We start from the raw sequence: 24,819 nt of genomic DNA, 5'->3' as shown, positions 1-24,819 counted from the left end.
GATGTTCTCCTCTGCTTGGGGTCGTCACAGGGCTGTGAATACCTGCCCTTTTCTTGTCCGGTCATGCCTTGCGAATCAGCATGGCAAGGCCAGGGGATGGTGGCGCAGCGCCACATGGCAACGCGCTGCAGCCCATGTCATGACTGTCCATGTCATGTCTGGTCAGCAAGCATGCGAGTGATGGCCGCTGACAGTGCGCGGACCATGCGGGCGGTCTCCGGCCCCTGCTGCCAGAAGCGCAGGCAACCATGCAGCAGGCCACGGCCCAGGTGGCACTGCGCCGCAACACCAATAGCCTGCAGGCGCCGGACGTAGAGCAGGCCATCGTCACGAAGCGGGTCGTATTCCGCCACTGCTACAAAGGCGGGGGGCATGCCTTGCAGGTTGGCGACCGCCAGCGGTGTCAGACGGGGGTCGGCATGTGTGGCCGGATCCGGCGCGTATTGCGCCAGGTAGTAGGCCATGTCATCACGGCCAAGCAACGGGGCATCCGCATGTTCGCTTGCTGCTGGCTCAGTCGGTACGGCCGCCAGTGCGGGATAAATCAGTGCCTGCCCGCATAACGGCGGCCCTTGCCGGCCACGTGTCGCCAGGCATAGCGCAGCCGCCAGATTACCACCGGCACTATCCCCGGCCACGACAACACGAGCGGGGTTGATGCCCAGTGCCCGGCCTTCCACGCGCAAGCAGTCCCACACGGCCAGGCAGTCGTCGAAAGCGGCGGGAAAGACATGCTCGGGTGCCAGGCGGTAGTCCACCACCAGCACGCTTGCAGCACATTCCTGCGCCAGCAATGCTGCGATAAAGGCGTGTGAATCCAGACCGCCCAGTACCCAGCCACCGCCATGCAGGTACAGCACACAGGGCCAGCCGGCTGGCGGTGTGGCTGTAGCTGGCCGGTACAAGCGCAACGGAATATGCCGTCCATCCACCGGCAGAACATGGTCTTCAAGCTGCACGCCATCCGGCAGCGGCGGCGTGAAATGCCGACACAGGGCGTCGTAGGCCACACGCATCTGCATCAGGCTGTCATCGACGGGTTGAAACAGGGCACTCTGGTTTACAAAAGACTGCATTTCTGCAGAAAGCTGATAAGCACGCGCCATGGCCACACTCATGAACCGGATTGCTGGCTGGCCACTTCAGGAGGAGGCTGTTCGCCTATCCGATGTGCCGGAACATCGCCGTAATCTTCACGCAGCCACTTGAGCAGGCCATACACCTTGACCAGGGTGATGATGGCAAAGGGAATGGCCGTCACAATCACCGTGGTCTTCATGGTATTGAGTGGTGCCTTGGCAAAAATCATGGCCAGCGGTACCAGGGTGAGCATGACGCACCAGAACAAGCGATCGACAGGGGACGGGTCTTCGCCTTCAGCCAGATTGCGGGTACAGGTAGCGGAAACGGCGTAACCTACCGCATCCATGTGTGCAGCCAGAAAGATCGCCATCACGGCCAGGAAAAATGCGATCACCACACGGCCAGCCGGCAACAACGCCAGCAACTGTGCAATGGCCGATTCCCCTCCCTGATCCTGCAATACCTGCGGCACCGCCACCAGGCCGGTGATGAAACTGTGCACGCTATAGCTTTCCAGCACGCCGTAAACAAACCAGATACCGGCACAGCCACCCAACATCATGGCCAGCAACACCTCACGGATGGTTCGGCCACGGGATACCCGGGTGACAAACAAGGCTACGCCCGGCGCATAGGAAATCCACCACAGCCAGTAAAATACGGTCCACTCACGGGTAAACTTGCCGTCGCCCAAGGGGTCGGTAAACAAGCTCATGTCGATAAAGCTGCTGAGCATCAGGCCCAGGCTGGACAACACATTACTGGTAATGAAATGGGTAGGCCCCAGCAGATACACATAAGCAGCCAGCGCCAGCACGCCCCAGCACACCATCTGGCTAAGACGCTTCATGCCACCATCCATGCCCACCCAGGATGACAGGGTGAACAGCACGGCAACCGACAGAATCACCACCAGCTGCGTGACAAAATTGTCCGGGATGCCGGTAAGGGTGGACAACAGACGGGTAAAGGTGGTGGCAGTCAGTACCAGGGAAATGGTCAATGCGCCAAACATGCACAGCATGAACAGCAAATCCACCAGCCGGCCCAAGGCACCATCAGGCTTGCGACCGGTAATGCTGCCGACAATGGCAGCCAGGCTCAGTCCCTTGTTCTTGCGCACATGAAAGTAGTAGCACATGGCAACCGAGCCCACGGCATACATGGCCCAGGCACTCAGGCCGGAATGAAACAGGGAATACGCCACACTGTATTTCAGCGCTTGCGGTGACGCCGGGGGCAGGTTCAGGCCGGGGGTCTGGTAGTAATACGCCCAGTCCAGAAAGCCCCAGTACAAGGCCGACGAACCCATGCCGGACATGATAAACATGAAAATCCACGACAAGGTGGAATAGTCGGGCCCGCCTTCACCCAGCCGGATCAGCCCGTACTTGCTCATCCCCAGCCAGATGACAAACAGGACCGAACAAAAGGCAAACAACAGGATGGGCGAGGCAAACAGCGTGGTACACCAGTACATCAACCGGTCTGCAACTGCGATGGATGCCTGCGGCATGAAGATCATGACCATCACCATCGCAAAAACAATCACCAGGCTGACCAGAGCCAGTGGCATGTCCCGCCGGTTTGGTTTGCTCATGTTCATGACGCCTCCTGCCAGTGCAATCCTGCCGGCAGCAGTACTTGCCCGCTGCCATCCGCCGTAATGACTGCAATCCCGTAAGCCTTCATCCCGCCCTCCTCTGTTCTTTCGCCGTAATGCAAGGTGACACCGAGCGCTAGCATGGCGGAAAAGCAAGCCGGGATAATTGGCAGCTCTGTGCATACAGAAGACACGAAACATGAAGGATTTGCTGCAGCTGGAAGATTTGCGTGTTTTTTGCCTGGTGGTACGCAAGGGCGGATTTACTGCGGCGGCCGAAGCCATGGCTGCCTCACCGGCCTATGTCAGCAAGCGCATCCGCGTGCTGGAACAAAGCCTGGGCTGTCGCCTGATCAACCGCACCACCCGGCGCATAGCACTGACAGAACAAGGAGAACGCATCCACGGCTGGGCGGGAAAGATACTGCAGGATGTAGAACAGATGAGCGTGGAGATTGGCAGCGCCCAACAGCAGCCGCGCGGCATTATCCGCATCAGCAGCAGCTTCGGCTTTGGCAGGGTTCACCTGGCACCGGCACTGGGCGAGCTGGCACGACATTACCCTGAGCTGAGCATACGGCTGGAACTGGCCGATTGCCTGATCGACCTGGCACAGGAAGGCATTGATCTGGACATCCGGGTGGGCAACGAAATTGCCCCGCAACTGCTGGCCCGCAAGCTGGTGGAAAACCGGCGCATCCTGTGCGCTTCACCGGACTACCTGTTGCGACACGGCCACCCGACCGGACTGGAAGCACTGATGCAGCACAACTGCCTGGTGATCAAGGAAAGGGATCATCCCTTCGGGGTATGGCGGCTGACCGGTCCGCACGGCGAGCACAGCATCCGCGTGCAAGGTGCCCTGGCCGCCAACCATGGCGAGGTGGTGCACCAATGGGCCTTGCAGGGGCACGGCATCATGCTGCGTTCGCTATGGGACGTGGCAGGCGAACTGGAACGGGGTGAACTGGTGCAGGTGTTACCCGACTACTACCTGCAGGCAGACATCTGGGCGGTGTATCCGGACAAGCTGGCCAGTTCGGCCAAGCTGCGGGTGTGTGTGGAATTCTTCCAGCACTATTTCGGGCAGGGCAAGCTGGCCTGATGACAGCCAGCCATGTCCGATGGGGAGCAGCACTACTTGGGCTTGCGCAAGCTGGGCGGCGTATGCCCGGCAGGAGTGTCCGCGTCTTGCTCCTCGTCATCATCCGCATAAGGCTGCGGTTTGACGCCGGGCAAATCAACCGGTGGCGGGGCCTTGGACAGACGTGCCAGCGAGCCGATGGTGGACATCACCAGTGCCACGATGACAAACAGCCAGAACCAGGTGGAGTGCAGAATATCCATGGCCTCTTCCTTCAGGGGTTCACTTGCCACCGTCCGGCAGGCATCCGGACGGTGGCAAGCAAAAGTCAGCCGCGACGCAGCACACGCGCTGCATCCAGCGCAAAGTAAGTCAGAATGCCATCGGCCCCGGCACGCTTGAAGGCCATCAGGCTCTCCATCATGCACTTTTCCTCGTCCAGCCAGCCATTCTGGAATGCGGCCTTCAACATCGCGTACTCACCGGATACCTGGTAAGCGTAGGTTGGCACGCGGAAGGTGTCTTTCACGCGGCGAATCACGTCCAGATACGGCATGCCCGGCTTGATCATCACCATGTCGGCACCCTCTTCCAGATCCATCGCCACTTCCTGGATGGCTTCGTCCAGATTGGCCGGATCCATCTGGTAGCTGTACTTGTCGGCCTTGCCCAGATTACCTGCCGAACCAACCGCATCGCGGAAGGGGCCGTAGAAAGCCGATGCATACTTGGCCGAGTAAGCCAGGATCTTGGTGTGAATGAAACCGGCTTCTTCAAACGCATCGCGCAGCGCACCAATACGGCCATCCATCATGTCGGACGGGCCGAACACATCCACCCCGGCTTCGGCATGGCACAGGCCCTGACGAATCAGCACTTCGGTGGTTTCGTCGTTCAGGACATAGCCGCTGTCATCAATCAGGCCATCCTGACCATGTACGGTATACGGGTCCAGCGCACCGTCGGTCATCACCCCCAGCTCGGGAAAGCGCTGCTTGAGTGCGCGCACCACGGTGGGCACCAGGCCATCCGGGTTGTAAGCCTCCTGCGCCGCATTATCCTTGCCGGTTTCAATCACCGGAAACAGCGACAGCATCGGAACACCCAGCTCCACCGCCTGTTCGGCGGTATACAGCAGCTTGTCCAGACTTTGCCGTACCACCCCCGGCATCGACGCCACGGCCTGTTCACGGTTCTCACCTTCCAGCACGAATACCGGGTAGATCAGATCATTGGTGGTGAGCACGTTTTCACGCATCAGGCGACGAGAGAAATCATCCTTGCGCATGCGACGCATGCGGGTGGCCGGGAAATAGCGGTTGGCAAAAATCATGGTGTTTCCATCACAAGGGACAATGGCGATGGGCGGAATTGTACGCCTGTTGCTGCGGACTGGCAGCGCCATTCGCCATTTTGCCGTCGGCACTGGCGGGTATCCGTCCGCAACAAGGGCTACCTTCCCATTTCCGCCTGGCTGATCGAACCTCGCAGAATAGCCATGCATAAAAATCATATCAATCATTCTGCGGACTCATGGCAAGCCGTAATATTTGTTGTGCAAAAGCTGCATTTTTCATGAAAAAACTGTCCGATTTGCCAAAATGCAACAGGGAAAAACCACGATGAAACAGATGTTTCAATCGTGGATCAATGATTGGAAACAAATATTTGCGACAGGATGAAACTTCATCAAATATTTTTAACAATATGTTTTTTAAAGGTTTTTACAAGAAAAAACATTGCTGAATAGACACAGCAGCCCGCCAGCAAGCACGGACACCCCGCTGCTTTGTTAATAAATGTTCGTTGACGCCCTCTCAGCCGTTTCGCACACTCAGCCCCGTCGGTGAAATCAAGTTTTTACATGGCTTGACCAGAACCGCAGCCAGCCTGCCAACAGATCAGGCGGACACAGAAATTACTATTAAAGGATTTAGAGGAATGAAAAAACTCGTACTCGCTGCCGCCATTGCTGCAGCCATGCCGGTATTGGCTCATGCCGACGTCACCATCTACGGTTCAATCCGTGCTGGCCTGGACAGCATGAAGAGCACCGACACCAGCTTCAAGTCGAGCACTGGTGTGGACGACTTCGCCAGCCGTATCGGCTTCAAGGGTAACGAAGACCTGGGCAATGGCCTGAAAGCCATCTGGCAGGTTGAAACCGGCATGAACGTGGATGGCGTTGCCACCAGCGGCACCGGTGCCGGCACCTTCGCCAACCGCACCAGCTTTGTTGGTGTTGAGGGCAACTTCGGTAAGCTGCGTCTGGGCTACATCGACGACGTACTGGCTGAAACCGAGTCCACCGACAACCTGTACGGCCCGCGTCGCGATGCGAGCACCGGCATTGCCTTCCCGCTGTACGAAGGTACGGATGTATTCGGTGCCTATGGTGATGGCCGCGTGAAAAACGGCGTGCGCTACGACAGCCCGGACCTGAACGGATTCAATGCCATGGTTCAGCTTGGCTCCGGCGAAGCACAGGTTTCCGGTGGCAAGAAAACCGGCAACACCCTGGGTACCCGTCTGGCCTACGCCAATTCCGGTTTCTTCGGTGCTTACGCCTACATGGCCAAGTACAACACCGTGGCAGACCACAACAGCGGCATTCACCGCGTTGAATTCGGCTACGACGCCAACAATCTGTATCTGGCTGCCACCCTGCAACGCAGCAGCCTGTGGGGCAATGCCTGGGCAACCAATAGCGATGGCAGCCAGGCCGTTGCCGGCATCGCCAGTACCACCGTTGCCAATACCGGTGCCAACAAGCTGACCAGCAATGTCTGGGCCGTGAATGTTGCCTACACCATCGGTGCCTTCAAGCCGTCCTTCGTCTACTCCAAGCGCAGCAGCGTCAAGGTTGACGGCCAGTCGCAGGACTGGGGTGCTACGCAATGGGCTGCCGCTCTGGATTACAGCCTGAGCAAGCGCACCATGTTTGAAGCCGGTTACGGCCAGGTGAAGGAAGACAAGGGCGCGCAAACCGCAATGGGCTGGGCTCAGGACAAGGCCACCATTACCTGGGTGATGCTGAAGCACAACTTCTAAGCACTGCCCACTGGCTGGTTCCTTTGAAGAAAGTCATTTGCCACCGCCCTGCCGCGGTGGCTTTTTTCATTCTGGCCGAATAGTGCGCAGCCAATAAAAAACGGAGCCCGCAGGCTCCGTCTGTTTTTCCATCATTGGCAGCACTTATTCGAAGAAATCGCGCAGCTTGTCCATGAAGGATTTGGAACGCGGATTGTGAGTCGCCACATCGCCCTGGCTGATGGCATCGAATTCGCGCAGCAGCTCTTTCTGACGCTCGGTCAGCTTGACCGGGGTTTCCACCACCACATGGCAGTGCAGATCGCCATAATCGGTGCCACGTACCGCTTTCACACCCTTGCCACGCAGACGGTATACCCGGCCGCTTTGCGTTTCGGCGGCAATCTTCACCTTGGCCATGCCATCCAGCGTGGGAATCTCGATTTCGCCGCCCAGCGCTGCCGTGGCAAAGGAAATCGGCATCTCGCAGTGCAGGTCCATGCCGTCACGCTGGAACACCGCGTGCTGCTTGATGTGGGTCACCACATACAAGTCACCGGACGGGCCACCGTTCTGACCAGGCTCGCCTTCGCCGGACAGACGAATGCGGTCGCCCTCGTCCACGCCAGCCGGAATCTTCACGTTCAGCGTCTTGTTGGTCTTCTTCTGACCCGCGCCATGGCAGCTGGTGCAAGGGTCGGTAATCTGCTTGCCGGTACCATGGCAGGTCGGGCAGGTTTGCTGGATGGAGAAGAAGCCCTGGCTCATGCGTACCTGACCATGACCACCGCAGGTGGAGCAGGTCTTGGGCTGGGTGCCCGGCTTGGCACCGGTGCCATGGCATACTTCGCAGTCTTCATGCGAAGGAATGCGGATCTGCTTTTCGCAGCCGCGGGCGGCTTCTTCCAGCGTGATGTCCAGGTTGTAGCGCAGGTCTGCGCCACGATAGACATTGGAACGACCACCACCAGCGCCACCACGGCCGCCGCCGAAGATGTCGCTGAAAATATCGGCAAAATCGCCAAAACCACCAAAGCCGGCACCACCACCGCCTGCACCGGCCTGCGGGTCTACCCCGGCATGGCCGAACTGGTCGTAGGCGCTGCGCTTCTGGCTGTCAGAGAGGATTTCATACGCCTCTTTGACTTCCTTGAACTTTTCTTCGGCTTCCTTGCTGTCCGGATTGCGGTCCGGGTGATATTTCATCGCCAGCTTGCGGTAAGCCTTTTTGATGTCATCCTCGGAAGCATCGCGATTGACGCCGAGTACATCATAAAAATCTCTTTTGGACATGGTGTTTCACTCTCTGGCCGTGACCAACCGGTACGGCAGGCAATGATCTTCTTAACATGGCAAAGGCACAGAGGCCGGTGGAGCAGTCTCCGCCATTCCCTGTGCCTCGTTCAATCAGCAAGCCGCAGGCTTACTTCTTGTCTTTTACTTCTTCGAACTCGGCATCCACCACGTCGCCTTCGTCCTTGGCCTTGCCGGCATCGGCAGCACCCTGACCAGCTTCAGCCTGCTGTGCCTGGGCATACATGATTTCGCCCAGTTTCTGGCTGGCCTTGGCCAGTTCTTCGGTCTTGGCTTCGATGACTGCCTTGTCTTCGCCCTTCACCACTTCTTCAGCAGCTTTGACAGCGTCTTCGATCTTGGCCTTTTCAGCAGCGTCGATCTTGTCGCCATGCTCGGACAGGGACTTCTTCACGCTGTGGATCAGGCCTTCAGCCTGGTTACGCGCGGTCACCAGTTCGTGCAGCTTCTTGTCTTCCTCGGCATTGGCTTCGGCATCCTTCACCATGCGCTGGATTTCCTCTTCCGACAGACCGGAAGAAGCCTGGATGGTGATGTTGGCCTGCTTGCCGCTGGCCTTGTCCTTGGCCGATACGTGCAGGATACCGTTGGCGTCGATGTTGAATTCCACTTCGATCTGCGGAATGCCACGCGGAGCCGGCGGAATGTCACCCAGGTTGAACTGACCCAGGCTCTTGTTGGCCGCAGCCTTTTCACGCTCGCCTTGCAGCACGTGGATGGTCACCGCAGTCTGGTTGTCATCCGCAGTGGAGAAGGTTTGCGATGCCTTGGTCGGAATGGTGGTGTTCTTCTGGATCAGCTTGGTCATCACGCCACCCAGGGTTTCGATACCCAGCGACAGCGGCGTCACGTCCAGCAGCAGCACGTCCTTGCGATCGCCGGACAGTACCGAACCTTGAATGGCAGCACCAACGGCCACGGCTTCGTCCGGGTTCACGTCCTTGCGCGGTTCCTTGCCAAAGAATTCCTTCACCGCATCCTGTACCTTCGGCATACGGGTCTGGCCACCTACCAGAATCACGTCGGTGATATCGGACAGCGATACACCAGCGTCCTTCAGCGCAACACGGCACGGCTCGATGGAGCGGGTGATCAGGTCGTCAACCAGGCTTTCGAACTTGGCGCGGGTAATCTTCATCGCCAGGTGCTTCGGACCGGTGGCATCCATGGTGATGTACGGCAGGTTCACTTCGGTCTGGGTGGCGCTGGACAGCTCGATCTTGGCCTTTTCAGCAGCTTCCTTCAGACGTTGCAGAGCCATTACGTCGTTCTTCAGGTTCACGCCCTGTTCGCGCTGGAACTCGGTCACGATGTAATCGATGATGCGCTGGTCGAAGTCTTCACCGCCCAGGAAGGTGTCACCGTTGGTGGACAGCACTTCGAACTGGTGCTCACCGTCAACGTCGGCGATTTCGATGATGGACACGTCGAACGTACCACCACCCAGGTCGTATACGGCAATCTTGCGGTCACCTTCCTGCTTGGCCAGGCCAAAGGCCAGCGCAGCAGCCGTCGGTTCGTTGATGATGCGCTTTACTTCCAGACCGGCAATACGGCCGGCATCCTTGGTGGCCTGACGCTGGCTGTCGTTGAAGTAAGCCGGTACGGTAATTACCGCTTCGGTCACTTCTTCACCCAGGTAGTCTTCGGCAGCCTTCTTCATCTTGCGCAGTACTTCTGCGGAGATTTGCGGCGGAGCCAGTTCCTGGTCACGTACCTTCACCCAGGCGTCGCCATTGGAGGCCTTCATGATCTGGAAAGGCATCAGGTCGATGTCTTTTTGTACTTCCTTGTCTTCGAAGCGGCGGCCGATCAGGCGCTTGGCTGCGTACAGGGTGTTCTTCGGGTTGGTGACTGCCTGACGCTTGGCCGGTGCACCCACCAGGATTTCGCCATCTTCCATGTAAGCAATGATGGAAGGCGTGGTGCGTGCACCTTCGGCGTTTTCAATTACTTTCGGGTTGCCACCTTCAACTACGGCTACGCAGGAGTTGGTCGTACCCAGGTCAATACCAATGATTTTGCCCATCTTCTATTCCTTTATATCTGAATTCGTTGCGACTACGGCCAGCAAGCTGATAGCCGAGGCCTGTTGCGTTCATAGGTATTGGCTATGTGGTCTTTTTCAAGAGCCGGCCAAGAACCTTTTTATGGTTTTCGTGTCAGCCTTTGGCTTTGGCCACGATCACCATGGCCGGACGCAGCGTGCGCTCAGCCAGTTGATAACCTTTTTGCAGCACCCGTAACACCGTATTGGCTTCTGCGTCGGACTCTTCCGCGCTCATCGCCTGATGTTGATGCGGATCCAGCTTGTCGCCCACAGCCGGGCTGATTTCCTTGATTTGTGCCTTGTCAAAGGCAGCCACCAGCTGCTTGAGCGTCATGTCCACGCCCATCTTCAGGGTGTCGATCTGACCGCTTTGGTCCAGCAGCGCCATTTCCAGGTAGTCCTTTACCGGAACCAGTTCCTGGGCAAACTTGTTGATGGCGTATTTCTGGGTGTTCAGCAGTTCTTCGGCATTGCGGCGACGCAGGTTTTCCTGGTCTGCACGGCTGCGCAGCAGTTGATCCTGCAGATCGGCCACCTGGGCTTCCAGTTCGGCAATGCGCTGTTCCACGGTTTGCTCTGTTTGCTGTTCGCTGGCAGCGGCGTTGTTCACGTCTTCAACGACGGCTTCGTTGTTCGTGTTGTTCTGGTTTTCCTGCATGGCAAGACCTCAAAAAAGTCGGCTTTTAACAATGTCCCGACCTCAGATAAGGTCTATCGCGAGGAATTCAAGTCTTTTGTCTTGCCCCCCGGTAACAGCGCCTGTTACCGGGCCTCACCAGCCTGCGCGTTTTCGGACTTTTGTTTTCGCAACTGCAACAAAATGCGCGCATTATCACCTTCGGTTTTAGCCATGATTGTTATCTTCTGAACATCGGTTTTTTTTCGGTGTTGCACTGCACACAAGCGATTTTTTTTGTGCATATAATGGCTCACACATGCTAAGTGACCCACCCGGAAGAGCCGTCAGCCACGGGCATCCGGTGGTCATAAGGGGCAATGGACATAAACCGTTGTCAACAAAATCAGTCCGGAAAAACCGGAATGTCATTTGGCCAGAGGACTGCCGGAATTTACCGGCTCTGCAGAGAAAACTATTCGAGAAGGGTTTGAACATGACTACTCGCGAACAACGTATCGCCGCCATTCAACATGACTGGGACACCAACCCGCGCTGGAAAGGTATCAAGCGTGGTTACACCGCTGCCGACGTAGAGCGTCTGCGCGGTTCGGTACAAGTGGAACACACCCTGGCCCGCCAAGGCGCCGAGAAACTGTGGAACCTGGTCAACAACGAACCCTACATCAACTGTCTGGGCGCGCTGACCGGTGGTCAGGCCATGCAGCAGGTAAAAGCCGGCATCAAGGCCATCTACCTGTCCGGCTGGCAAGTGGCTGCTGACAACAACGAATACTCCGCCATGTACCCGGACCAGTCCCTGTACCCGGTGGACTCCGTGCCGAAGGTGGTAGAGCGCATCAACAACGCCTTCACCCGTGCCGATGAAATCCAGCACTCCAAGGGCGTTGAAAAAGGCCAGCCTGGCTTTGTTGACTACTACGCTCCCATCGTGGCCGATGCCGAAGCCGGTTTCGGCGGCGTGCTCAACGCCTACGAACTGATGAAGGCCATGATCCGCGCCGGTGCCGGTGGCGTTCACTTCGAAGACCAGCTGGCTTCTGTCAAGAAATGCGGCCACATGGGCGGCAAGGTGCTGGTTCCGACCCAGGAAGCCATCCAGAAGCTGATCGCAGCCCGTATGGCTGCTGACGTATACGGCGTGCCGACCCTGGTGATTGCCCGTACCGATGCGGAAGCTGCCGACCTGATCACCAGCGACTACGATGCCAACGACAAGCCTTTCCTGACTGGCGAGCGCACTGCAGAAGGCTTCTACAAGACCAAGAAGGGTCTGGAACAAGCCATCAGCCGCGCCGTGGCCTACGCTGACTATGCCGACTTGGTATGGTGCGAAACCGGCACCCCGGATCTGGAATTTGCCCGCAAGTTTGCCGAAGCCGTTCACGCCAAGCATCCGGGCAAGCTGCTGGCCTATAACTGCTCGCCGTCCTTCAACTGGAAGAAGAACCTGGACGATGCTACCATCGCCAAGTTCCAGCGCGAACTGGGTGCCATGGGCTACAAATACCAGTTCATCACTTTGGCTGGTATCCACAACATGTGGTACAACATGTACGACCTGGCACAAGACTACGTTGCCCGCGGCATGTCGGCTTATGTTGAGAAGGTACAAGAACCGGAATTCGCCGCCCGCGAACGTGGTTACACCTTCGTATCCCACCAGCAAGAAGTGGGCACCGGCTACTTCGACGATATCACCACCGTGATTCAAGGCGGCCAATCCAGCGTAACCGCGCTGACCGGCTCCACCGAAGAAGAGCAGTTCCACTAAGCAGTGACAGGAGCTGCATGCCAGCTCTGCCCTCCACGCCCGCCAGCCTTGCGCTCGCGGGCGTTTTGTTTTCCTGCAGCCATTTATTAAATCTGGCTAAACAATCAATTCATCAAAAGCGACTAGTCCTGACACGAACAATCACTATACTGGACGCTGCTATTCTTCATTGGCTGGACTGTCGGTCACGGCAAGCCAGCCCTTCCCGCTTCATCTCCAGCAAAGGGATTCACCATGACCAAGGTTGTCGTTGTCTATCATTCCGGCTACGGCCATACCCAACGTGTTGCCCAGCAAGTGGCTGCCGGTGCCAATGCCGAGCTTGTTGCCATCGACGCCGAAGGCAATGTGCCGGACAGCGCCTGGGACCAGCTGGCAGCAGCCGACGCCATCATCTTTGGCGCGCCCACTTATATGGGCAGCCCGAGCTGGCAGTTCAAGAAATTTGCCGATGCCACTTCCAAGGCCTGGTTCACCCGCGCCTGGCAAGACAAGGTATTCGGCGGCTTCACCAACAGTGCCAGCCTGAACGGCGACAAGCAGGTTGCCCTGATCACCCTGCAAACCCTGGCTTCGCAACACGGTGGCATCTGGGTCAGCCTGGGTCTGCTGCCGAGCAATACCAAGGCCGCCCAGCGTACTGACATCAACAATCTGGGTGGTTCGGTTGGCCTCTTGGTACAGTCCCCGGCTGATGCCAGCGTGGATGAAATCCCGCAGGGTGACCTGGACACCGCCAAGCAATACGGCGCACGCGTGGCTGCCATCGCCGCCAAACTGCGCGGCTGATTTTTCAGCGCTGCAGATGCAAAAAAGCCACCTCACGAGGTGGCTTTTTCTTTGGCAGGTACCGAAGCAAGTACGGAATCAGGCCTGCTTGTGCAAGTGGGAGTTCTTGCGCGAGTAACCGAAGTACACCACCAGACCAATCACCAGCCACACCACAAAGCACAGCCAGGTCAGCATGGACAGTTGCGCCATCAGGAATACGCAGAAGATGACGGCCAGTGCCGGAACATAAGGCACACCCGGGCACAGGAATTTGCGCGGCAGGTTAGGCTCGGTCTTGCGCAGCTTGATGATGGCAATGGCAATCAGCGAGAAGGCAGCCAGCGTACCGATGTTCACCAGTTCGGCCAGGGTATGCAGCGGAATGAAGCCGGCAATCAGGGCGATGATGGTGCCGATCAGCCAGGTGGCCTTGTACGGCGTGCCGTATTTCGGGTTCACTTCGGAGAAGATTTTCGGCAGCAAACCGTCGCGGCTCATGGCAAACAGGATGCGGGTCTGGCCGTAGGTCATCACCAGAATCACGGTCAGCATGCCCAGAATGGCACCCAGATCGACAAAACCGGCAAACCAGTCCAGCTTGGCCACTTGCAGCGCCAGCGATACCGGGTGGTCGATACCGGCGAAATGCGCGTAAGGCACGATGCCGGTCATGATGGCGGACACGATCACGTACAGGATGGAGCAGATGGCCAGCGACCAGATCACACCCTTGGGAATGTCGCGCGCCGGGTCTTTCACTTCTTCCGCCGCACAAGTCACTGCGTCAAAACCCAGGAAGCTGAAGAACACGATGGCCGCGCCATGGAATACGCCATTCATGCCGTAAGGCAGGGCCGGGCTCCAGTTGGCCGGTTTGACATGCCACACGCCGATGGCAATGAACATCAGCACCACGGCCACCTTGATCAGCACCACGATATTGTTGACGCGTTTGGATTCCTTGATGCCAAAGGCCAGCAAGGCAGTAATCAGCATCGCGATGGTGAAGGCAGGCAGATTGAACAAGGTATCCTTGCCCGGAACCGCTCCGGCTGCAGCTGTCAGCGCATCGGGCAGGTGAATGCCGAAACCACCCAGCAAGCTCTGGAAATAACCGGACCAGCCCACCGATACGGCAGAAGATGCCAGCAGGTATTCCAGCATCAGGTCCCAGCCGATGATCCAGGCCACCAGTTCACCCAGCGTGGCGTATGCATAGGTATAAGTAGAGCCGGAAATCGGCAGCATGGCGGCGAATTCTGCATAGCACAGTGCAGCAAAGCCGCAGGCAAAGGCGCCGATGATGAAGGACAACACCAGGCCCGGGCCTGCCACCGTGGCACCGGTACCGGTCAACACGAAAATGCCGGTACCGATGATGGCACCGATCCCCAGCATGGTCAGGTCGAAAGCCGTCAGCTCCTTGCGGAGCCCTTTTGCAGTCTGGGCAAATTCCAGCATGCCCTGAACGCTCTTTTTGCGCATCAAACTCATGTTCAGACTATCCTGTGTGCGCCGGTGCCATTGCCATGTTTGGGCAAGGGGACAACCGGCCTTAGATGATCATACTCAGCCCGTCCGCCGCTGCCCTGTCTGCTGCCGGTTCGTGACCGACAACTCAACGCAGGACACTGCCGCGGAAAACGCGCGATCTTACAGGAAGGGGAGAACAGTTCAAGCCAAAATATTGGACAAAGTGTATCCATTATCCATTAATGGCCTTATATCGCGGCAGGATCTATCCCATACTTGTCATAATTGTGCAAGACAAGGCAGTTTGTAGCGCAGCTCAGCCAACAATCCGGCAAAAATTGCTGCATTAACGCAATGCCATGCCTATTTGACATGAATTTGTGCTATACCAAGCCCGGAACCGCCAGCCAGGCCATAGACCAGGGTGACCGACAGCAAGGGTGTTCCGGGCATGCAGCGAAAACCGTGACGGAACAAACTGCGGCTTTCAATCCCAATAGCCGGTGGCGGTGTACACCTGGCGCAGGTGTTCGATGAAATGCCGCACCCGGGCCGGTAGAAAACGGCGTTGTGGAACAACGGCATACACCGGGTAATCCGGCGAGGCAAACTGGTCCAGCACTGTCACCAGCCTCCCCTCGGACAAGTCATCCTTGACCTCCCACAAGGAGCGCCAGGCCAGCCCCAAGCCCTGCAAGGCCCAGTCATGCAGCACCGCACCATCATTACATTCCTGACGACCTGACACGCGCAGGTTGATCAGTTCGCCATCCCGTTCAAAGCTCCAGCCACGGCTTTGGCTTTCACCCAGCGACAAACAGTTGTGCTGCACCAGCTCTTCCAGCGTGTGTGGAATGCCATGTCTTGCCAGATAGGCGGGCGACGCCACCACCACACGCCGGTTTTCCGCCAGCCGCATGGCTACCAGCGATGAATCAGCCAGATCCGAAATGCGAATCGCACAATCGATACGCTCGCGCTGCAAATCAATCAGCCGGTCCGACAGATCCAGCGTCACCCGGATATCCGGATGCGCCAGCTGGAATGCCGCAATATGCGGTGCCACGTGACGCCGGCCAAAACCGGCCGGGGCGGATACCCGCAGATGGCCGCGCGCCCGGCCGCTACCGGACGCCACTGCGGCCTCGGCTTCGGACAGTTCAGTCAGAATGCGCTGGCAGTCTTCAAAAAATGCCGCGCCTTCCTGGGTCAGGGTCACGCTGCGCGTGGTACGCACCAGCAGCTTCACCCCCAGCCGCTCCTCCAGCGCATCCAGCCGGCGGCCTATCATGGCTGGCACCACGCCTTGCTGGCGGGCAGCAGCGGACAGGCTGCCATGATTGACCACGGCGACAAAGGTTTCCAGCTGTTTGAGTTCGCTCATTGCGTACTTAAAAGTAAAAGATGTTATGCCTATTTATGCATTTTTTTTTACTGTTTGGCTAGATACACTGCTTACATCGCAATGCAGCATTTTGTTGATCAAAGGCAGCGGTTCTGCCGTATAAACGCATTTACTTCAGGAGCAAGCACATGGCTGTCACCCTTCCGCAAGGCGTGGAAATCCTCGCCCCGCTGACCCCGGCGTTTGAAGAAATCCTCACTACCGAAGCACTGTCCTTTGTCGCCAAACTGCATCGCCAGTTTGAAGCACGCCGCCGTGAGCTGCTTGCCGCCCGCGTGGTGCGCCAGACCGAACTGGATGCCGGCAAGCTGCCTGACTTCCTGCCGGAAACCGCCGCCATCCGTGCCGGCGACTGGAAAATTGCACCGCTGCCGCAAGACCTGCTGGACCGCCGCGTGGAAATCACCGGGCCGGTGGATCGCAAGATGATGATCAATGCACTGAATTCCGGTGCCAAGAGCTTCATGGCCGACTTCGAGGACTCCAACTGTCCGAGCTGGGAAAACCAGATCAGCGGCCAGATCAATGTCCGTGATGCGTATCGCAAGACCATTTCCTTTGCCAATCCGGACGGCAAGCAATACAAACTGAACGACACCATTGCCACCCTGATCCTGCGTCCGCGCGGCTGGCACCTGATGGAAAAACACGTCACCGTGGATGGCGAGATTGTCTCCGGCGCACTGTTCGACTTCGCCCTGTCCTTCTTCCACAATATTGCCTACCTGCAAACCGTGGGCAGTGCCACCTATTACTACCTGCCAAAGATGGAGGGCCATCTGGAAGCGCGCCTGTGGAACGATGTGTTCGTGTTTGCCCAGAACGAGCTGGGTATCCCGCAGGGCACCATCAAGGCCACCGTACTGATCGAAACCATCCTCGCTGCCTTCGAGATGGACGAAATCCTCTACGAACTGCGCGAACACAGCTCCGGCCTGAACGCCGGTCGCTGGGACTACATCTTCAGCTGCATCAAGAAGTTCAAGCAGAATCGCGACTTCTGCCTGGCCAACCGTGCACAGATCACCATGACCGTACCCTTCATGCGTGCCTATGCCCTGCTGCTGCTGAAAACCTGCCACCAGCGCAACGCGCCGGCCATCGGTGGCATGGCCGCGCTGATTCCGATCAAGAACGATCCGGTGGCCAATGACAAGGCACTGGGTGGCGTGAAAGCCGACAAGGACCGCGATGCCACCGACGGCTACGATGGCGGCTGGGTTGCACACCCGGGCCTGGTACCGATTGCCAACGAAGCCTTCAGCCGCGTGCTGGGTGACGCCCCCAACCAGATTGCCAAGCAGCGTCCGGATGTGAATGTCACCGCCGCTGACCTGCTGAACTTCCAGCCGGAAGCGCCGATCACCGAAGCCGGCCTGTCCATGAACATCAATGTGGGCATCCAGTATCTGGGTTCCTGGATTTCCGGCAACGGCTGCGTGCCCATCCACAACCTGATGGAAGATGCCGCCACCGCCGAAATCTCCCGCTCGCAGATCTGGCAATGGATCCGCAGCCCCAAGGGCGTGCTGGAAGATGGCCGCAAGGTGACGGTGGAACTGTTCCGCGAACTGCAAGCTGCTGAAGTAGCCAAGCTCAAGGCGGAATACGGCAACCGCTGGACCAAGCAGTACGAAGACGCAGCCCGCATGTTCGACCATCTGACCACCTCGGATGACTTTGTCGAATTCCTCACCCTGCCGGGTTACGACTACATCGACTAAACGATCGATCCAATGGTTGGCAATTTGCCAGCTTACACTCATGCGGCCCGTGATCCGGGCCGCTTTTTTTTCGCCTGCCCGACGATCGGGCAACTTCCTGTCTCCAATATCCAATCTCAGCCATTTTATTGCGCAACGCAACAAGAAAAATCTTTGGTATTGGAATAAAATTGCGCGAAATATTCATTTTCCAAAAAAATCTATCCTGACTCACAAGGAATTGCCATGTCCCTACGCCATCGCCAACTGCTGGCTGCCGCTGCAGCCGTGCTCTCCCTGTCTGCTTCCGCTGCCGAGCTCAAGTCGGTTGCCATCACGGCCATTGTCGATCACCCGGCGCTGGATGCCGCCCGCAAAGGGGTGACTGACCAACTGAAAGCCGAGGGTTTTGGTGAGGACAAGGTCAAGGTGCAGTATCAAAGCGCGCAGGGTAACCCGGCGACTGCCGGCCAGATCGCCCGCAAGTTTGTCGGCGACAAGCCGGATGTCGCCGTGGCCATTGCCACGCCGTCCGCCCAGGCACTGGTTGCCGCCAGCAAAACCCTGCCTATCGTATTCACTGCAGTCACCGACCCGGTGGCTGCCAAGCTGGTCAGCAGCTGGAAACCCAGCGGCAGCAATGTAACCGGCGTTTCCGACATGCTGCCGCTGGGCCCGCAGGTAGACCTGATCCTGAAGGTAAAACCGGGCGCCAAACGCGTCGGCATGGTGTTCAGTCCGGGTGAGGTCAACTCCACCATCGTGGTGAAGGAACTGAAAGAAGAACTGGCCAAGCGCGGCATGAGCCTGGTGGAAGCCCCGGCACCGCGTACCGTGGATGTGGCCCCGGCGGCCAAGAGCCTGATCGGCAAGGTTGATGCCATCTACACCAGCACCGACAACAATGTGGTGTCCACTTACGAATCGCTGGTGGCCGTCGCCAATCAGGCCAAACTGCCGCTGATTGCCTCGGATACCGACTCGGTGAAGCGTGGTGCCATCGCAGCCCTGGGCATGAACTACTACGATATGGGGCGTCAGACCGGCAAGATTGTGGTTCGCATCCTGAAGGGTGAAAAGCCGGGTACCATCGCTCCGGAAGTAGGCAGCAAGCTGAGCCTGACCGTAAACCCGTCTGCCGCCATGAAGCAAGGTGCGCCGCTGTCCGCCGCCCTGCTGAAAGAAGCGCAGAACACCGTCAAGTAAGCGGTTAGCAGCCTGACTGCCCGGATGGTTTCACCGCCATCCGGGCTTTTTCCGTCTCAACAGCCCGGCCTCACCCAGGCCAGGCTTGCCGGCTACACCCCTGACAAGCCGGCATGTCGCAGAGGTGTTCATGTCCCTGATTTCACTGATGGGCGCGCTGGAAATCGGCCTTATCTTTGCCCTCGTCGCACTGGGCGTGCTGATTTCCTTCCGCCTGCTCAACTTTCCCGACCTTACCGCCGACGGCAGTTTCCCGCTGGGCGGTGCCGTCGCTGCCGTGCTGATTGCCGGTGGCCACGACCCGTGGCTGGCTTGCGGCCTGGCTGCCATTGCCGGAGCTGCTGCCGGCTGGCTGACCGCCTGGCTCAATGTGCGCCTGGGCATCCTGCAATTGCTGGCCAGCATTCTGGTGATGATTGCGCTCTATTCCATCAACCTGCGCATCATGGGCGCACCGAATATCGCGCTGATCGGCCTGCCCACCGTATTCACCCCCTTCATCAGCACGGTGAATGACAACGCCTGGCTGATTCAGCCTGCTGTGCTGGCGGTCATTGTGGTCATCGCCAAGCTGTTGCTGGACGCCTTCTTCGCCTCGGAAACCGGCCTCGCGCTGCGCGCCACCGGTGCCAACCCGCGCATGGCACGGGCACAGGGCATTTCCACCGACCGCATGACCCTGGCCGGCATGGCCCTGTCCAATGCACTGATTGCACTGGCAGGTGCGCTATACGTGCAAACCCAGGGTGGTGCCGACATCTCCATGGGCATCGGCACCATTGTGGTGGGCCTCGCCGCCGTCATCATCGGTGAAACCCTGCTGCCGCCACGCACACTATGGCTGGTGACACTGGCCACCGTGCTGGGCGCACTGCTCTACCGCCTGCTGATCGCCCTGGCGCTGAATGCCGACTTCATCGGCCTGCAAGCCCAAGACCTGAACCTGATTACCGCCGTGCTGGTGGGCCTGGCGCTGGTACTGCCCAAAATCAAGGGCAAGCTGCGCAACAAGCAAGGAGGGAAATCCGCATGATGCGCGCCGACAATCTGTTCAAAACCTTTAATCCCGGCACCCCGCTGGAAAACCCGGTGCTGCGCGGCCTGTCGCTCACCATCGAGTCCGGCCAGTTCGTCACCGTGATCGGCAGCAATGGTGCTGGTAAATCCACTTTTCTGAATGCCATCAGCGGTGACATCAGCCCGGACACCGGCAGCCTGTTCATTGACGGGCAGGACGTCACCCGTCAGTCTGCCTGGCAGCGTGCGGCACTGGTGGCCCGCGTGTTTCAGGACCCGCTCGCCGGTACCTGTGAAGGGCTCACTATCGAAGAAAACTTGGCACTGGCCATGCAGCGCGGCCAGGGACGCGGCCTGTCGCGCGCGGTCAAGGCCAGTTATCGCGAAGCCTTCCGCGACAAGCTGTCCACACTCAAGCTGGGTCTGGAAAACCGCCTGGGAGACCGCATGGGCCTGCTGTCCGGTGGTCAGCGCCAGGCCGTCAGCCTGCTGATGGCATCCTTGCAGCCTTCCCGCCTGCTGCTGCTGGATGAACACACTGCCGCGCTCGACCCCAAAACGGCGGCCTTCGTACTGGAGCTGACTGACCGCATTGTGACCGAGAACAAGCTGACCGCCCTGATGGTGACTCACTCCATGCGTCAGGCACTGGACCACGGCCATCGCACCGTCATGCTGCACCAAGGCCGCGTGGTACTGGATGTCAGCGGCGACAGCCGCAGCCGCATGGATGTGCCCGATCTGTTGGCCATGTTCGAGCAAACCCGCGGCGAAAAGCTGGACGACGACGCGTTGTTGCTGGGCTGAGTTCTGCCCCCTCGTGCCGGTTGCTGCACCGCAGCCGGCACGGGCCTGCCACGCTCAGTGGCCAATTGCTGGCCAGATATGCGAACCTTCTGCATCAACCCGGCTCAAACGCCTGTTCGCCAATTTATGCAGGAGTCCGCATGAAATCCACGCTTATTCCCTCCCTGATGGTAGCCAGCCTGCTCATCACACCGGCCCTGGCCAAGGCAGCTGATGGCATCGAACTGCGTCTGTCAGGCTCTGCCCAGCAAGAAGTCGCTAACGACCAGCTGCAAGCCACGCTCTACCTGCAGGAAAAAAGCGATCAGCCCGCCACGCTGGCCAACCGCCTGAACAAGGGCATTGCCCAGGGCATGGCACTTGGCAAGAAATATCCTCAAGTGGACGTCAGCAGTGGCAGCTATAACAGCTGGCCCAGCTACGACAAGAACGGCAAGATTCAAGGCTGGCAAGGCCGCGCGGAAATCCGCCTGAAAAGCCGGGACATGACCCAGGCAGCAGAACTGGTAGCACAGCTACAGAAAACCATGCTGCTGGAAGGCGTGCAGTTCACCGTATCCGATGCTGCCCGTCGCGCTGCGGAAAAAGCCATGATTCCAGCTGCATTGGCCGAAATGCAGGCACAAGCCAATATCACGGCGCAAACCCTCGGCAAAAGCCGTATTACCATCAAGGAGCTGGAGTTTGGCAATGCAGCCCCGGCCTTCCGCCCCCCCATGCTGATGCGCGCTGCCGCAGCACCCATGGCCAAGGAAGCCGATGTGGCCCAGCCAGACTGGCAACCAGGCCAAAGCCAGTTGCAACTCACCATCAATGGCAAGATTGAGCTCAACTAGCTCTTTATGCCACCGCAACCTTGCGCTACAGTAAGCAACACAACGGGCTGAATACATCAGCCCGCTTTTACGACCCGCCGAGCACTCTACCACCATGAAACTGATTGCCTCCTACACCAGTCCGTATGCCCGCAAGGTACGCATCGTACTGGCCGACAAGAAGATTGATTGCCCGCTGGAAGAGGACATGCCGTGGAATCCGGATAGTCAGGTCCCGCATTACAACCCGCTGGGCAAAGTCCCGGTGCTGGAGCTGGATGACGGGAGCACCCTGTTCGATTCGCGGGTCATCGTGGAATATCTGGACAATATCTCGCCAGTTGCACGCCTGCTGCCACAGGAAAACCGTCGCCTGATCAATACCCGTCGCTGGGAAGCACTGGCCGATGGCATTACCGATGCCGCCGTCGCCATTGTGCTGGAACAGCGCAGGCCAGCAGACAAGCAGATGCCGGAATGGATCGCACGGCAACAGGACAAGATAGATCGCGGGCTGGCAGTCATGGCCGCCGATCTGGGTGAACGGCAATGGTGTAATGGCGAAAGTTATAGCCTGGCCGACATTGCCGTCGGCTGCTGCCTGGGCTACCTGGATTTCCGTTTCCCGGCCATTGACTGGCGCGAACGCCACCCCAATCTGGCAAGCCTGCTGGAACGGTTGTCCGCTCGCCAATCATTCATCGATACCCGGCCACCGGCAGCGTAAACGAGACATACAAAAACCGGGGCAATCCCGGTTTTTTCATTTTGCACACCAGCGCGCTCATGTCGACCGTGGTGCCAGCATGATGATGGCCATTCCCGCCAAGGCCAGTGTAGCCCCCAGCACATCCCACAAGCCTGGCCGCACGCCATCAACCACCCACAGCCATAACAAGGCCACCACCACATAGACACCACCATAAGCGGCATAGACACGCCCGGCCGCGGCCGGGTGCAAGGTCAGCAGCCAGACAAACAGCAACAGTGAAAGCGCGGCTGGTACTAATAAATAGACTGAACCCTGCTGTTTCAGCCACAGCCAGGGCAGATAGCAGCCGGTAATCTCGGCCAATGCCGTCAGGCCAAACAAGAGCAATAATTTCAATAATTCCACTACTGTTCCTTCACTGCATTTCGCCGCCGTGGATGCCAATATCAGCGGGCAGCCTGCGCCAGCTCCTGCTGATACACGGCTACCTCCTCGGCCATCCAGCCAGCGAATTCACGCTGCTTGAGCAAGGAGCTTTCGCGCTGTGGCCATACCAGCCAGTGCGGATAGGGATAAGGCACCACGATATCACTCAGTTGCACCAGCATGCCGGACTTAAGACCAGCATCCACCAGGCTGCGCCGCTCCAGCGCTACTCCCATTCCCTGCTGCACGGCCTGCAATACCAGATTGGAATCATTAATCCACAGCCCAGCTTGTGACGGTTCTTCCACTCCTGCTGCCTGACACCAGCCCATCCAGCTTTCCACGGTGCGAACCACCGGCCCGGCGACAATCTCGGCTGGAGTCCGTGGCAGTTTACCCTGCCGGAAACCAGGTGAGGCCACGACCACCAACTCATCATCAAACAAATGTTGCTGCTGCAAACCCTCCCAGCCGCCCTGCCCCATGCGCACACCGATATCCACCAGCCCCTGGCGCAAATCCTGAATATCCAGACTGGCACGCAAACTGATGCGGTATTGCGGGAAACGCGCCTGAAAACGCGGTAAGCGTGGCAACAGCCAGTGTGCGCCAAAGGAAGGCAGCACGGCGACCACCAGCTCGCCATCCCGCGGGCGAGCCTGAATCAAACGTGTAGCTTCGGTTAACTCGGTCAGCCCGATACGCACTTGCAGTGCATACAGCCGCCCGTCCTCTGTCAGGCGCAGTCCCCGGCCTTCCCGGACAAACAACACCACACCCAGCATTTCCTCAAGCTGCCGTATTTGCTGGCTGATGGCCGAATGCGTCACATGCAGCTCGCTGGCTGCCTGCGTAACACTACCCAGTCGGGCGAGTGCTTCGAAACTGCGTAGTGCAGATAGGGGTGGTAAAGGTCTCATGTAAGAAAAACTAACATGAATTCCAAATAAATATCAATTTTCAGCAGCAACCGCACAACTTATAGTGAACTCACCCCCACGAAAGGAGATGACCATGTCCCACTCATTAAGGCTGGAACTGGCAAAAGGTGAACTGCTGGTAGTACAACTATCCCGACCCTGCCTGATCGTTGCCGGTAGCGGTGCACACTGGCTGACAATTGACGGCCAGGACATCTGCCTGCAAGGTGGAGACTCGCTACAGCTCCCTGCCGGCAAGCTGCTGCTGGAAGGACATGGCCAGCTGGAAATGCGCCCCGCCACCAATACCCCTCAATGCAGCTGGCTAAGCATTGCCAGCCATTTTCAAACCGCTTGAACAGGAAGGCAGATCATGCAACTGATTGGCATGCTGGACTCCCCTTATGTACGCCGTGTTGCCATCAGCATGCGCTTGATGGGGATTCCGTTTACCCATCGCGCCGTATCGGTATTTCGCCATCTGGCTGAATTCCAATCCATCAATCCGGTGGTGAAGGCCCCGACCCTAATGCTAGATGATGGCAATACGCTGATGGACTCCACCCTGATTCTGGATTATCTGGACACCCTGTATCCAGAGCGCAGCCTGATGCCCAAGACCCTGCCACAACGTCAGCACTGCCTGTACCTGCTGGGGCTGGCGCTAGCCGCCATGGAAAAAAGTGTGCAACTGATCTACGAGCAACAGCTACGCCCCGAGGACAAACGGCATTTGCCCTGGCAGGAACGTGTCGCAAGCCAATTGACTGCGGCATACAGCGCGCTGGAACAGGCGATGGCAAAACTACCGCCAGATATTAACAACATGGATCAGGCTGGTATCAGCATTGCCGTCGCCTGGCGCTTCAGTCGAGAGCTACTGCCACAGCAACTGGACTGGATGGACTTCCCGCAACTGCAGCAATGGAGCACACAAGCCGAAGCCCTGCCAGCCTTTGTAGCCACACCGTTTGAGTAAGCACCGCAGC

Annotated in this window: 23 protein-coding genes; 12 read left to right on the top strand and 11 right to left on the bottom strand. The window is 58.2% G+C overall.

The genetic code is table 11. The features are described 5' to 3' along the window. Positions 1-152: 152 nt before the first annotated feature. Both DKK66_RS11980 and DKK66_RS11975 read right to left on the bottom strand, forming a co-directional pair. The gene (locus DKK66_RS11980; protein ID WP_131358332.1) at positions 153-1,118 is read right to left on the bottom strand and encodes an alpha/beta hydrolase; all 966 of its coding nucleotides are present in this window, start codon (positions 1,116-1,118) and stop codon (positions 153-155) included. Further along, positions 1,115-2,683: a BCCT family transporter gene (locus DKK66_RS11975; protein WP_305014944.1), complete on the bottom strand. Its 1,569-nt coding sequence runs from the start codon at positions 2,681-2,683 to the stop codon at positions 1,115-1,117. Before DKK66_RS11975 ends, DKK66_RS11980 begins: the two co-directional genes overlap by 4 nt. A 202-nt stretch (positions 2,684-2,885) precedes the next feature. Here DKK66_RS11975 and DKK66_RS11970 point away from each other — a divergent pair, with 202 nt between their 5' ends. Beyond that, positions 2,886-3,791: a LysR substrate-binding domain-containing protein gene (locus DKK66_RS11970; protein ID WP_045847564.1), complete on the top strand. Its 906-nt coding sequence runs from the start codon at positions 2,886-2,888 to the stop codon at positions 3,789-3,791. Positions 3,792-3,823: 32 nt separating this feature from the next. On the opposite strand, the gene DKK66_RS11965 is transcribed toward DKK66_RS11970, so the two are convergent. After that, a complete protein-coding gene (locus DKK66_RS11965) occupies positions 3,824-4,033 on the bottom strand; it encodes a hypothetical protein (protein WP_045847565.1) in 210 nt (69 codons plus the stop codon). A 65-nt stretch (positions 4,034-4,098) separates the two neighbouring features. Beyond that, on the bottom strand, positions 4,099-5,103 hold the full coding sequence (gene hemB / locus DKK66_RS11960) for a porphobilinogen synthase (RefSeq protein ID WP_131358326.1): 1,005 nt from the start codon (positions 5,101-5,103) through the stop codon (positions 4,099-4,101). A gap of 608 nt (positions 5,104-5,711) precedes the next feature. On the opposite strand from hemB, the gene DKK66_RS11955 reads away from it, so the two are divergent. Continuing rightward, a complete protein-coding gene (locus tag DKK66_RS11955) occupies positions 5,712-6,821 on the top strand; it encodes a porin (RefSeq protein WP_131358323.1) in 1,110 nt (369 codons plus the stop codon). A 144-nt stretch (positions 6,822-6,965) separates the two neighbouring features. On the opposite strand, the gene dnaJ is transcribed toward DKK66_RS11955, so the two are convergent. The 3 genes from dnaJ to grpE all read right to left on the bottom strand — a co-directional run bounded on the left by dnaJ (position 6,966) and on the right by grpE (position 10,822). Continuing rightward, positions 6,966-8,093, bottom strand: a complete 1,128-nt coding sequence (gene dnaJ, locus DKK66_RS11950; protein ID WP_062787550.1) for a molecular chaperone DnaJ — start codon at positions 8,091-8,093, stop codon at positions 6,966-6,968. Between the two features lie 130 nt (positions 8,094-8,223). Further along, positions 8,224-10,143: a molecular chaperone DnaK gene (dnaK, locus tag DKK66_RS11945; protein WP_131358320.1), complete on the bottom strand. Its 1,920-nt coding sequence runs from the start codon at positions 10,141-10,143 to the stop codon at positions 8,224-8,226. Positions 10,144-10,276: 133 nt separating this feature from the next. Continuing rightward, complete coding sequence (gene grpE, locus DKK66_RS11940) at positions 10,277-10,822, bottom strand: nucleotide exchange factor GrpE (RefSeq protein WP_045847569.1); 546 nt, start codon at positions 10,820-10,822, stop codon at positions 10,277-10,279. A 454-nt stretch (positions 10,823-11,276) separates the two neighbouring features. On the opposite strand from grpE, the gene aceA reads away from it, so the two are divergent. After that, positions 11,277-12,575 carry an isocitrate lyase gene (aceA, locus tag DKK66_RS11935; RefSeq protein WP_045847570.1) on the top strand — a complete coding sequence of 433 codons (1,299 nt, stop codon included), beginning with the start codon at positions 11,277-11,279 and terminating at the stop codon, positions 12,573-12,575. Positions 12,576-12,809: 234 nt separating this feature from the next. Next, positions 12,810-13,364, top strand: a complete 555-nt coding sequence (locus tag DKK66_RS11930) for a flavodoxin family protein (protein WP_045847571.1) — start codon at positions 12,810-12,812, stop codon at positions 13,362-13,364. A gap of 78 nt (positions 13,365-13,442) precedes the next feature. On the opposite strand, the gene DKK66_RS11925 is transcribed toward DKK66_RS11930, so the two are convergent. After that, a complete protein-coding gene (locus DKK66_RS11925; RefSeq protein ID WP_045847572.1) occupies positions 13,443-14,840 on the bottom strand; it encodes an amino acid permease in 1,398 nt (465 codons plus the stop codon). A 466-nt stretch (positions 14,841-15,306) separates the two neighbouring features. Continuing rightward, entirely contained in the window at positions 15,307-16,203 is an 897-nt protein-coding gene (locus tag DKK66_RS11920; protein ID WP_131358317.1) for a LysR family transcriptional regulator, read from the bottom strand. A 149-nt stretch (positions 16,204-16,352) separates the two neighbouring features. Between DKK66_RS11920 and aceB the strand changes: the two genes are divergently transcribed. The 6 genes from aceB to DKK66_RS11890 all read left to right on the top strand — a co-directional run bounded on the left by aceB (position 16,353) and on the right by DKK66_RS11890 (position 22,499). Then, positions 16,353-17,948, top strand: a complete 1,596-nt coding sequence (gene aceB / locus DKK66_RS11915; RefSeq protein WP_131358314.1) for a malate synthase A — start codon at positions 16,353-16,355, stop codon at positions 17,946-17,948. Positions 17,949-18,173: 225 nt separating this feature from the next. After that, positions 18,174-19,133: an ABC transporter substrate-binding protein gene (locus DKK66_RS11910; RefSeq protein ID WP_131358311.1), complete on the top strand. Its 960-nt coding sequence runs from the start codon at positions 18,174-18,176 to the stop codon at positions 19,131-19,133. Positions 19,134-19,263: 130 nt separating this feature from the next. Continuing rightward, positions 19,264-20,166: an ABC transporter permease gene (locus DKK66_RS11905; protein ID WP_045847576.1), complete on the top strand. Its 903-nt coding sequence runs from the start codon at positions 19,264-19,266 to the stop codon at positions 20,164-20,166. Beyond that, positions 20,163-20,957 (top strand): ABC transporter ATP-binding protein, encoded by a 795-nt coding sequence (locus DKK66_RS11900; RefSeq protein WP_062787542.1) that lies wholly within the window; start codon positions 20,163-20,165, stop codon positions 20,955-20,957. The genes DKK66_RS11905 and DKK66_RS11900 overlap by 4 nt, the downstream gene beginning before the upstream one ends. A gap of 140 nt (positions 20,958-21,097) precedes the next feature. Further along, a complete protein-coding gene (locus DKK66_RS11895; protein ID WP_131358308.1) occupies positions 21,098-21,793 on the top strand; it encodes an SIMPL domain-containing protein in 696 nt (231 codons plus the stop codon). Positions 21,794-21,887: 94 nt separating this feature from the next. Then, positions 21,888-22,499 carry a glutathione S-transferase gene (locus tag DKK66_RS11890; protein ID WP_045847579.1) on the top strand — a complete coding sequence of 204 codons (612 nt, stop codon included), beginning with the start codon at positions 21,888-21,890 and terminating at the stop codon, positions 22,497-22,499. A 57-nt stretch (positions 22,500-22,556) separates the two neighbouring features. On the opposite strand, the gene DKK66_RS11885 is transcribed toward DKK66_RS11890, so the two are convergent. Both DKK66_RS11885 and DKK66_RS11880 read right to left on the bottom strand, forming a co-directional pair. Further along, complete coding sequence (locus tag DKK66_RS11885) at positions 22,557-22,889, bottom strand: YnfA family protein (protein ID WP_207389775.1); 333 nt, start codon at positions 22,887-22,889, stop codon at positions 22,557-22,559. Between the two features lie 41 nt (positions 22,890-22,930). Next, a complete protein-coding gene (locus DKK66_RS11880; RefSeq protein ID WP_131358304.1) occupies positions 22,931-23,830 on the bottom strand; it encodes a LysR substrate-binding domain-containing protein in 900 nt (299 codons plus the stop codon). Between the two features lie 94 nt (positions 23,831-23,924). Here DKK66_RS11880 and DKK66_RS11875 point away from each other — a divergent pair, with 94 nt between their 5' ends. Together DKK66_RS11875 and DKK66_RS11870 are read left to right on the top strand one after the other, a co-directional pair. Then, a complete protein-coding gene (locus DKK66_RS11875; protein WP_165494160.1) occupies positions 23,925-24,188 on the top strand; it encodes a DUF2917 domain-containing protein in 264 nt (87 codons plus the stop codon). Positions 24,189-24,203: 15 nt separating this feature from the next. Beyond that, positions 24,204-24,809 (top strand): glutathione S-transferase family protein, encoded by a 606-nt coding sequence (locus tag DKK66_RS11870; RefSeq protein ID WP_131358298.1) that lies wholly within the window; start codon positions 24,204-24,206, stop codon positions 24,807-24,809. Positions 24,810-24,819: the final 10 nt, after the last annotated feature.

This window comes from Aquitalea sp. USM4, from assembly GCF_004328945.1.
Taxonomy (GTDB): Bacteria; Pseudomonadota; Gammaproteobacteria; order Burkholderiales; family Chromobacteriaceae; genus Aquitalea; species Aquitalea pelogenes.
The sequence above is the reverse complement of the archived record's forward strand: the minus strand, read 5'-3'. Positions and strand labels throughout refer to the sequence as shown.

What these genes read in the sequence shown, in the direction of transcription:
- DKK66_RS11980 (WP_131358332.1), bottom strand. Translation starts at nt 1,118, where the DNA reads ATGAGTGTGGCCATGGCGCGTGCTTATCAGCTTTCTGCAGAAATGCAG.
- DKK66_RS11975 (WP_305014944.1), bottom strand. Translation starts at nt 2,683, where the DNA reads ATGAGCAAACCAAACCGGCGGGACATGCCACTGGCTCTGGTCAGCCTG.
- hemB (WP_131358326.1), bottom strand. Translation starts at nt 5,103, where the DNA reads ATGATTTTTGCCAACCGCTATTTCCCGGCCACCCGCATGCGTCGCATG.
- DKK66_RS11870 (WP_131358298.1), top strand. Translation starts at nt 24,204, where the DNA reads ATGCAACTGATTGGCATGCTGGACTCCCCTTATGTACGCCGTGTTGCC.
- DKK66_RS11875 (WP_165494160.1), top strand. Translation starts at nt 23,925, where the DNA reads ATGTCCCACTCATTAAGGCTGGAACTGGCAAAAGGTGAACTGCTGGTA.
- dnaJ (WP_062787550.1), bottom strand. Translation starts at nt 8,093, where the DNA reads ATGTCCAAAAGAGATTTTTATGATGTACTCGGCGTCAATCGCGATGCT.
- aceA (WP_045847570.1), top strand. Translation starts at nt 11,277, where the DNA reads ATGACTACTCGCGAACAACGTATCGCCGCCATTCAACATGACTGGGAC.
- DKK66_RS11910 (WP_131358311.1), top strand. Translation starts at nt 18,174, where the DNA reads ATGTCCCTACGCCATCGCCAACTGCTGGCTGCCGCTGCAGCCGTGCTC.
- DKK66_RS11965 (WP_045847565.1), bottom strand. Translation starts at nt 4,033, where the DNA reads ATGGATATTCTGCACTCCACCTGGTTCTGGCTGTTTGTCATCGTGGCA.
- DKK66_RS11895 (WP_131358308.1), top strand. Translation starts at nt 21,098, where the DNA reads ATGAAATCCACGCTTATTCCCTCCCTGATGGTAGCCAGCCTGCTCATC.
- DKK66_RS11955 (WP_131358323.1), top strand. Translation starts at nt 5,712, where the DNA reads ATGAAAAAACTCGTACTCGCTGCCGCCATTGCTGCAGCCATGCCGGTA.
- DKK66_RS11970 (WP_045847564.1), top strand. Translation starts at nt 2,886, where the DNA reads ATGAAGGATTTGCTGCAGCTGGAAGATTTGCGTGTTTTTTGCCTGGTG.
- aceB (WP_131358314.1), top strand. Translation starts at nt 16,353, where the DNA reads ATGGCTGTCACCCTTCCGCAAGGCGTGGAAATCCTCGCCCCGCTGACC.
- DKK66_RS11905 (WP_045847576.1), top strand. Translation starts at nt 19,264, where the DNA reads ATGTCCCTGATTTCACTGATGGGCGCGCTGGAAATCGGCCTTATCTTT.
- DKK66_RS11925 (WP_045847572.1), bottom strand. Translation starts at nt 14,840, where the DNA reads ATGAGTTTGATGCGCAAAAAGAGCGTTCAGGGCATGCTGGAATTTGCC.
- DKK66_RS11920 (WP_131358317.1), bottom strand. Translation starts at nt 16,203, where the DNA reads ATGAGCGAACTCAAACAGCTGGAAACCTTTGTCGCCGTGGTCAATCAT.
- DKK66_RS11890 (WP_045847579.1), top strand. Translation starts at nt 21,888, where the DNA reads ATGAAACTGATTGCCTCCTACACCAGTCCGTATGCCCGCAAGGTACGC.
- DKK66_RS11930 (WP_045847571.1), top strand. Translation starts at nt 12,810, where the DNA reads ATGACCAAGGTTGTCGTTGTCTATCATTCCGGCTACGGCCATACCCAA.
- DKK66_RS11900 (WP_062787542.1), top strand. Translation starts at nt 20,163, where the DNA reads ATGATGCGCGCCGACAATCTGTTCAAAACCTTTAATCCCGGCACCCCG.
- DKK66_RS11880 (WP_131358304.1), bottom strand. Translation starts at nt 23,830, where the DNA reads ATGAGACCTTTACCACCCCTATCTGCACTACGCAGTTTCGAAGCACTC.
- dnaK (WP_131358320.1), bottom strand. Translation starts at nt 10,143, where the DNA reads ATGGGCAAAATCATTGGTATTGACCTGGGTACGACCAACTCCTGCGTA.
- grpE (WP_045847569.1), bottom strand. Translation starts at nt 10,822, where the DNA reads ATGCAGGAAAACCAGAACAACACGAACAACGAAGCCGTCGTTGAAGAC.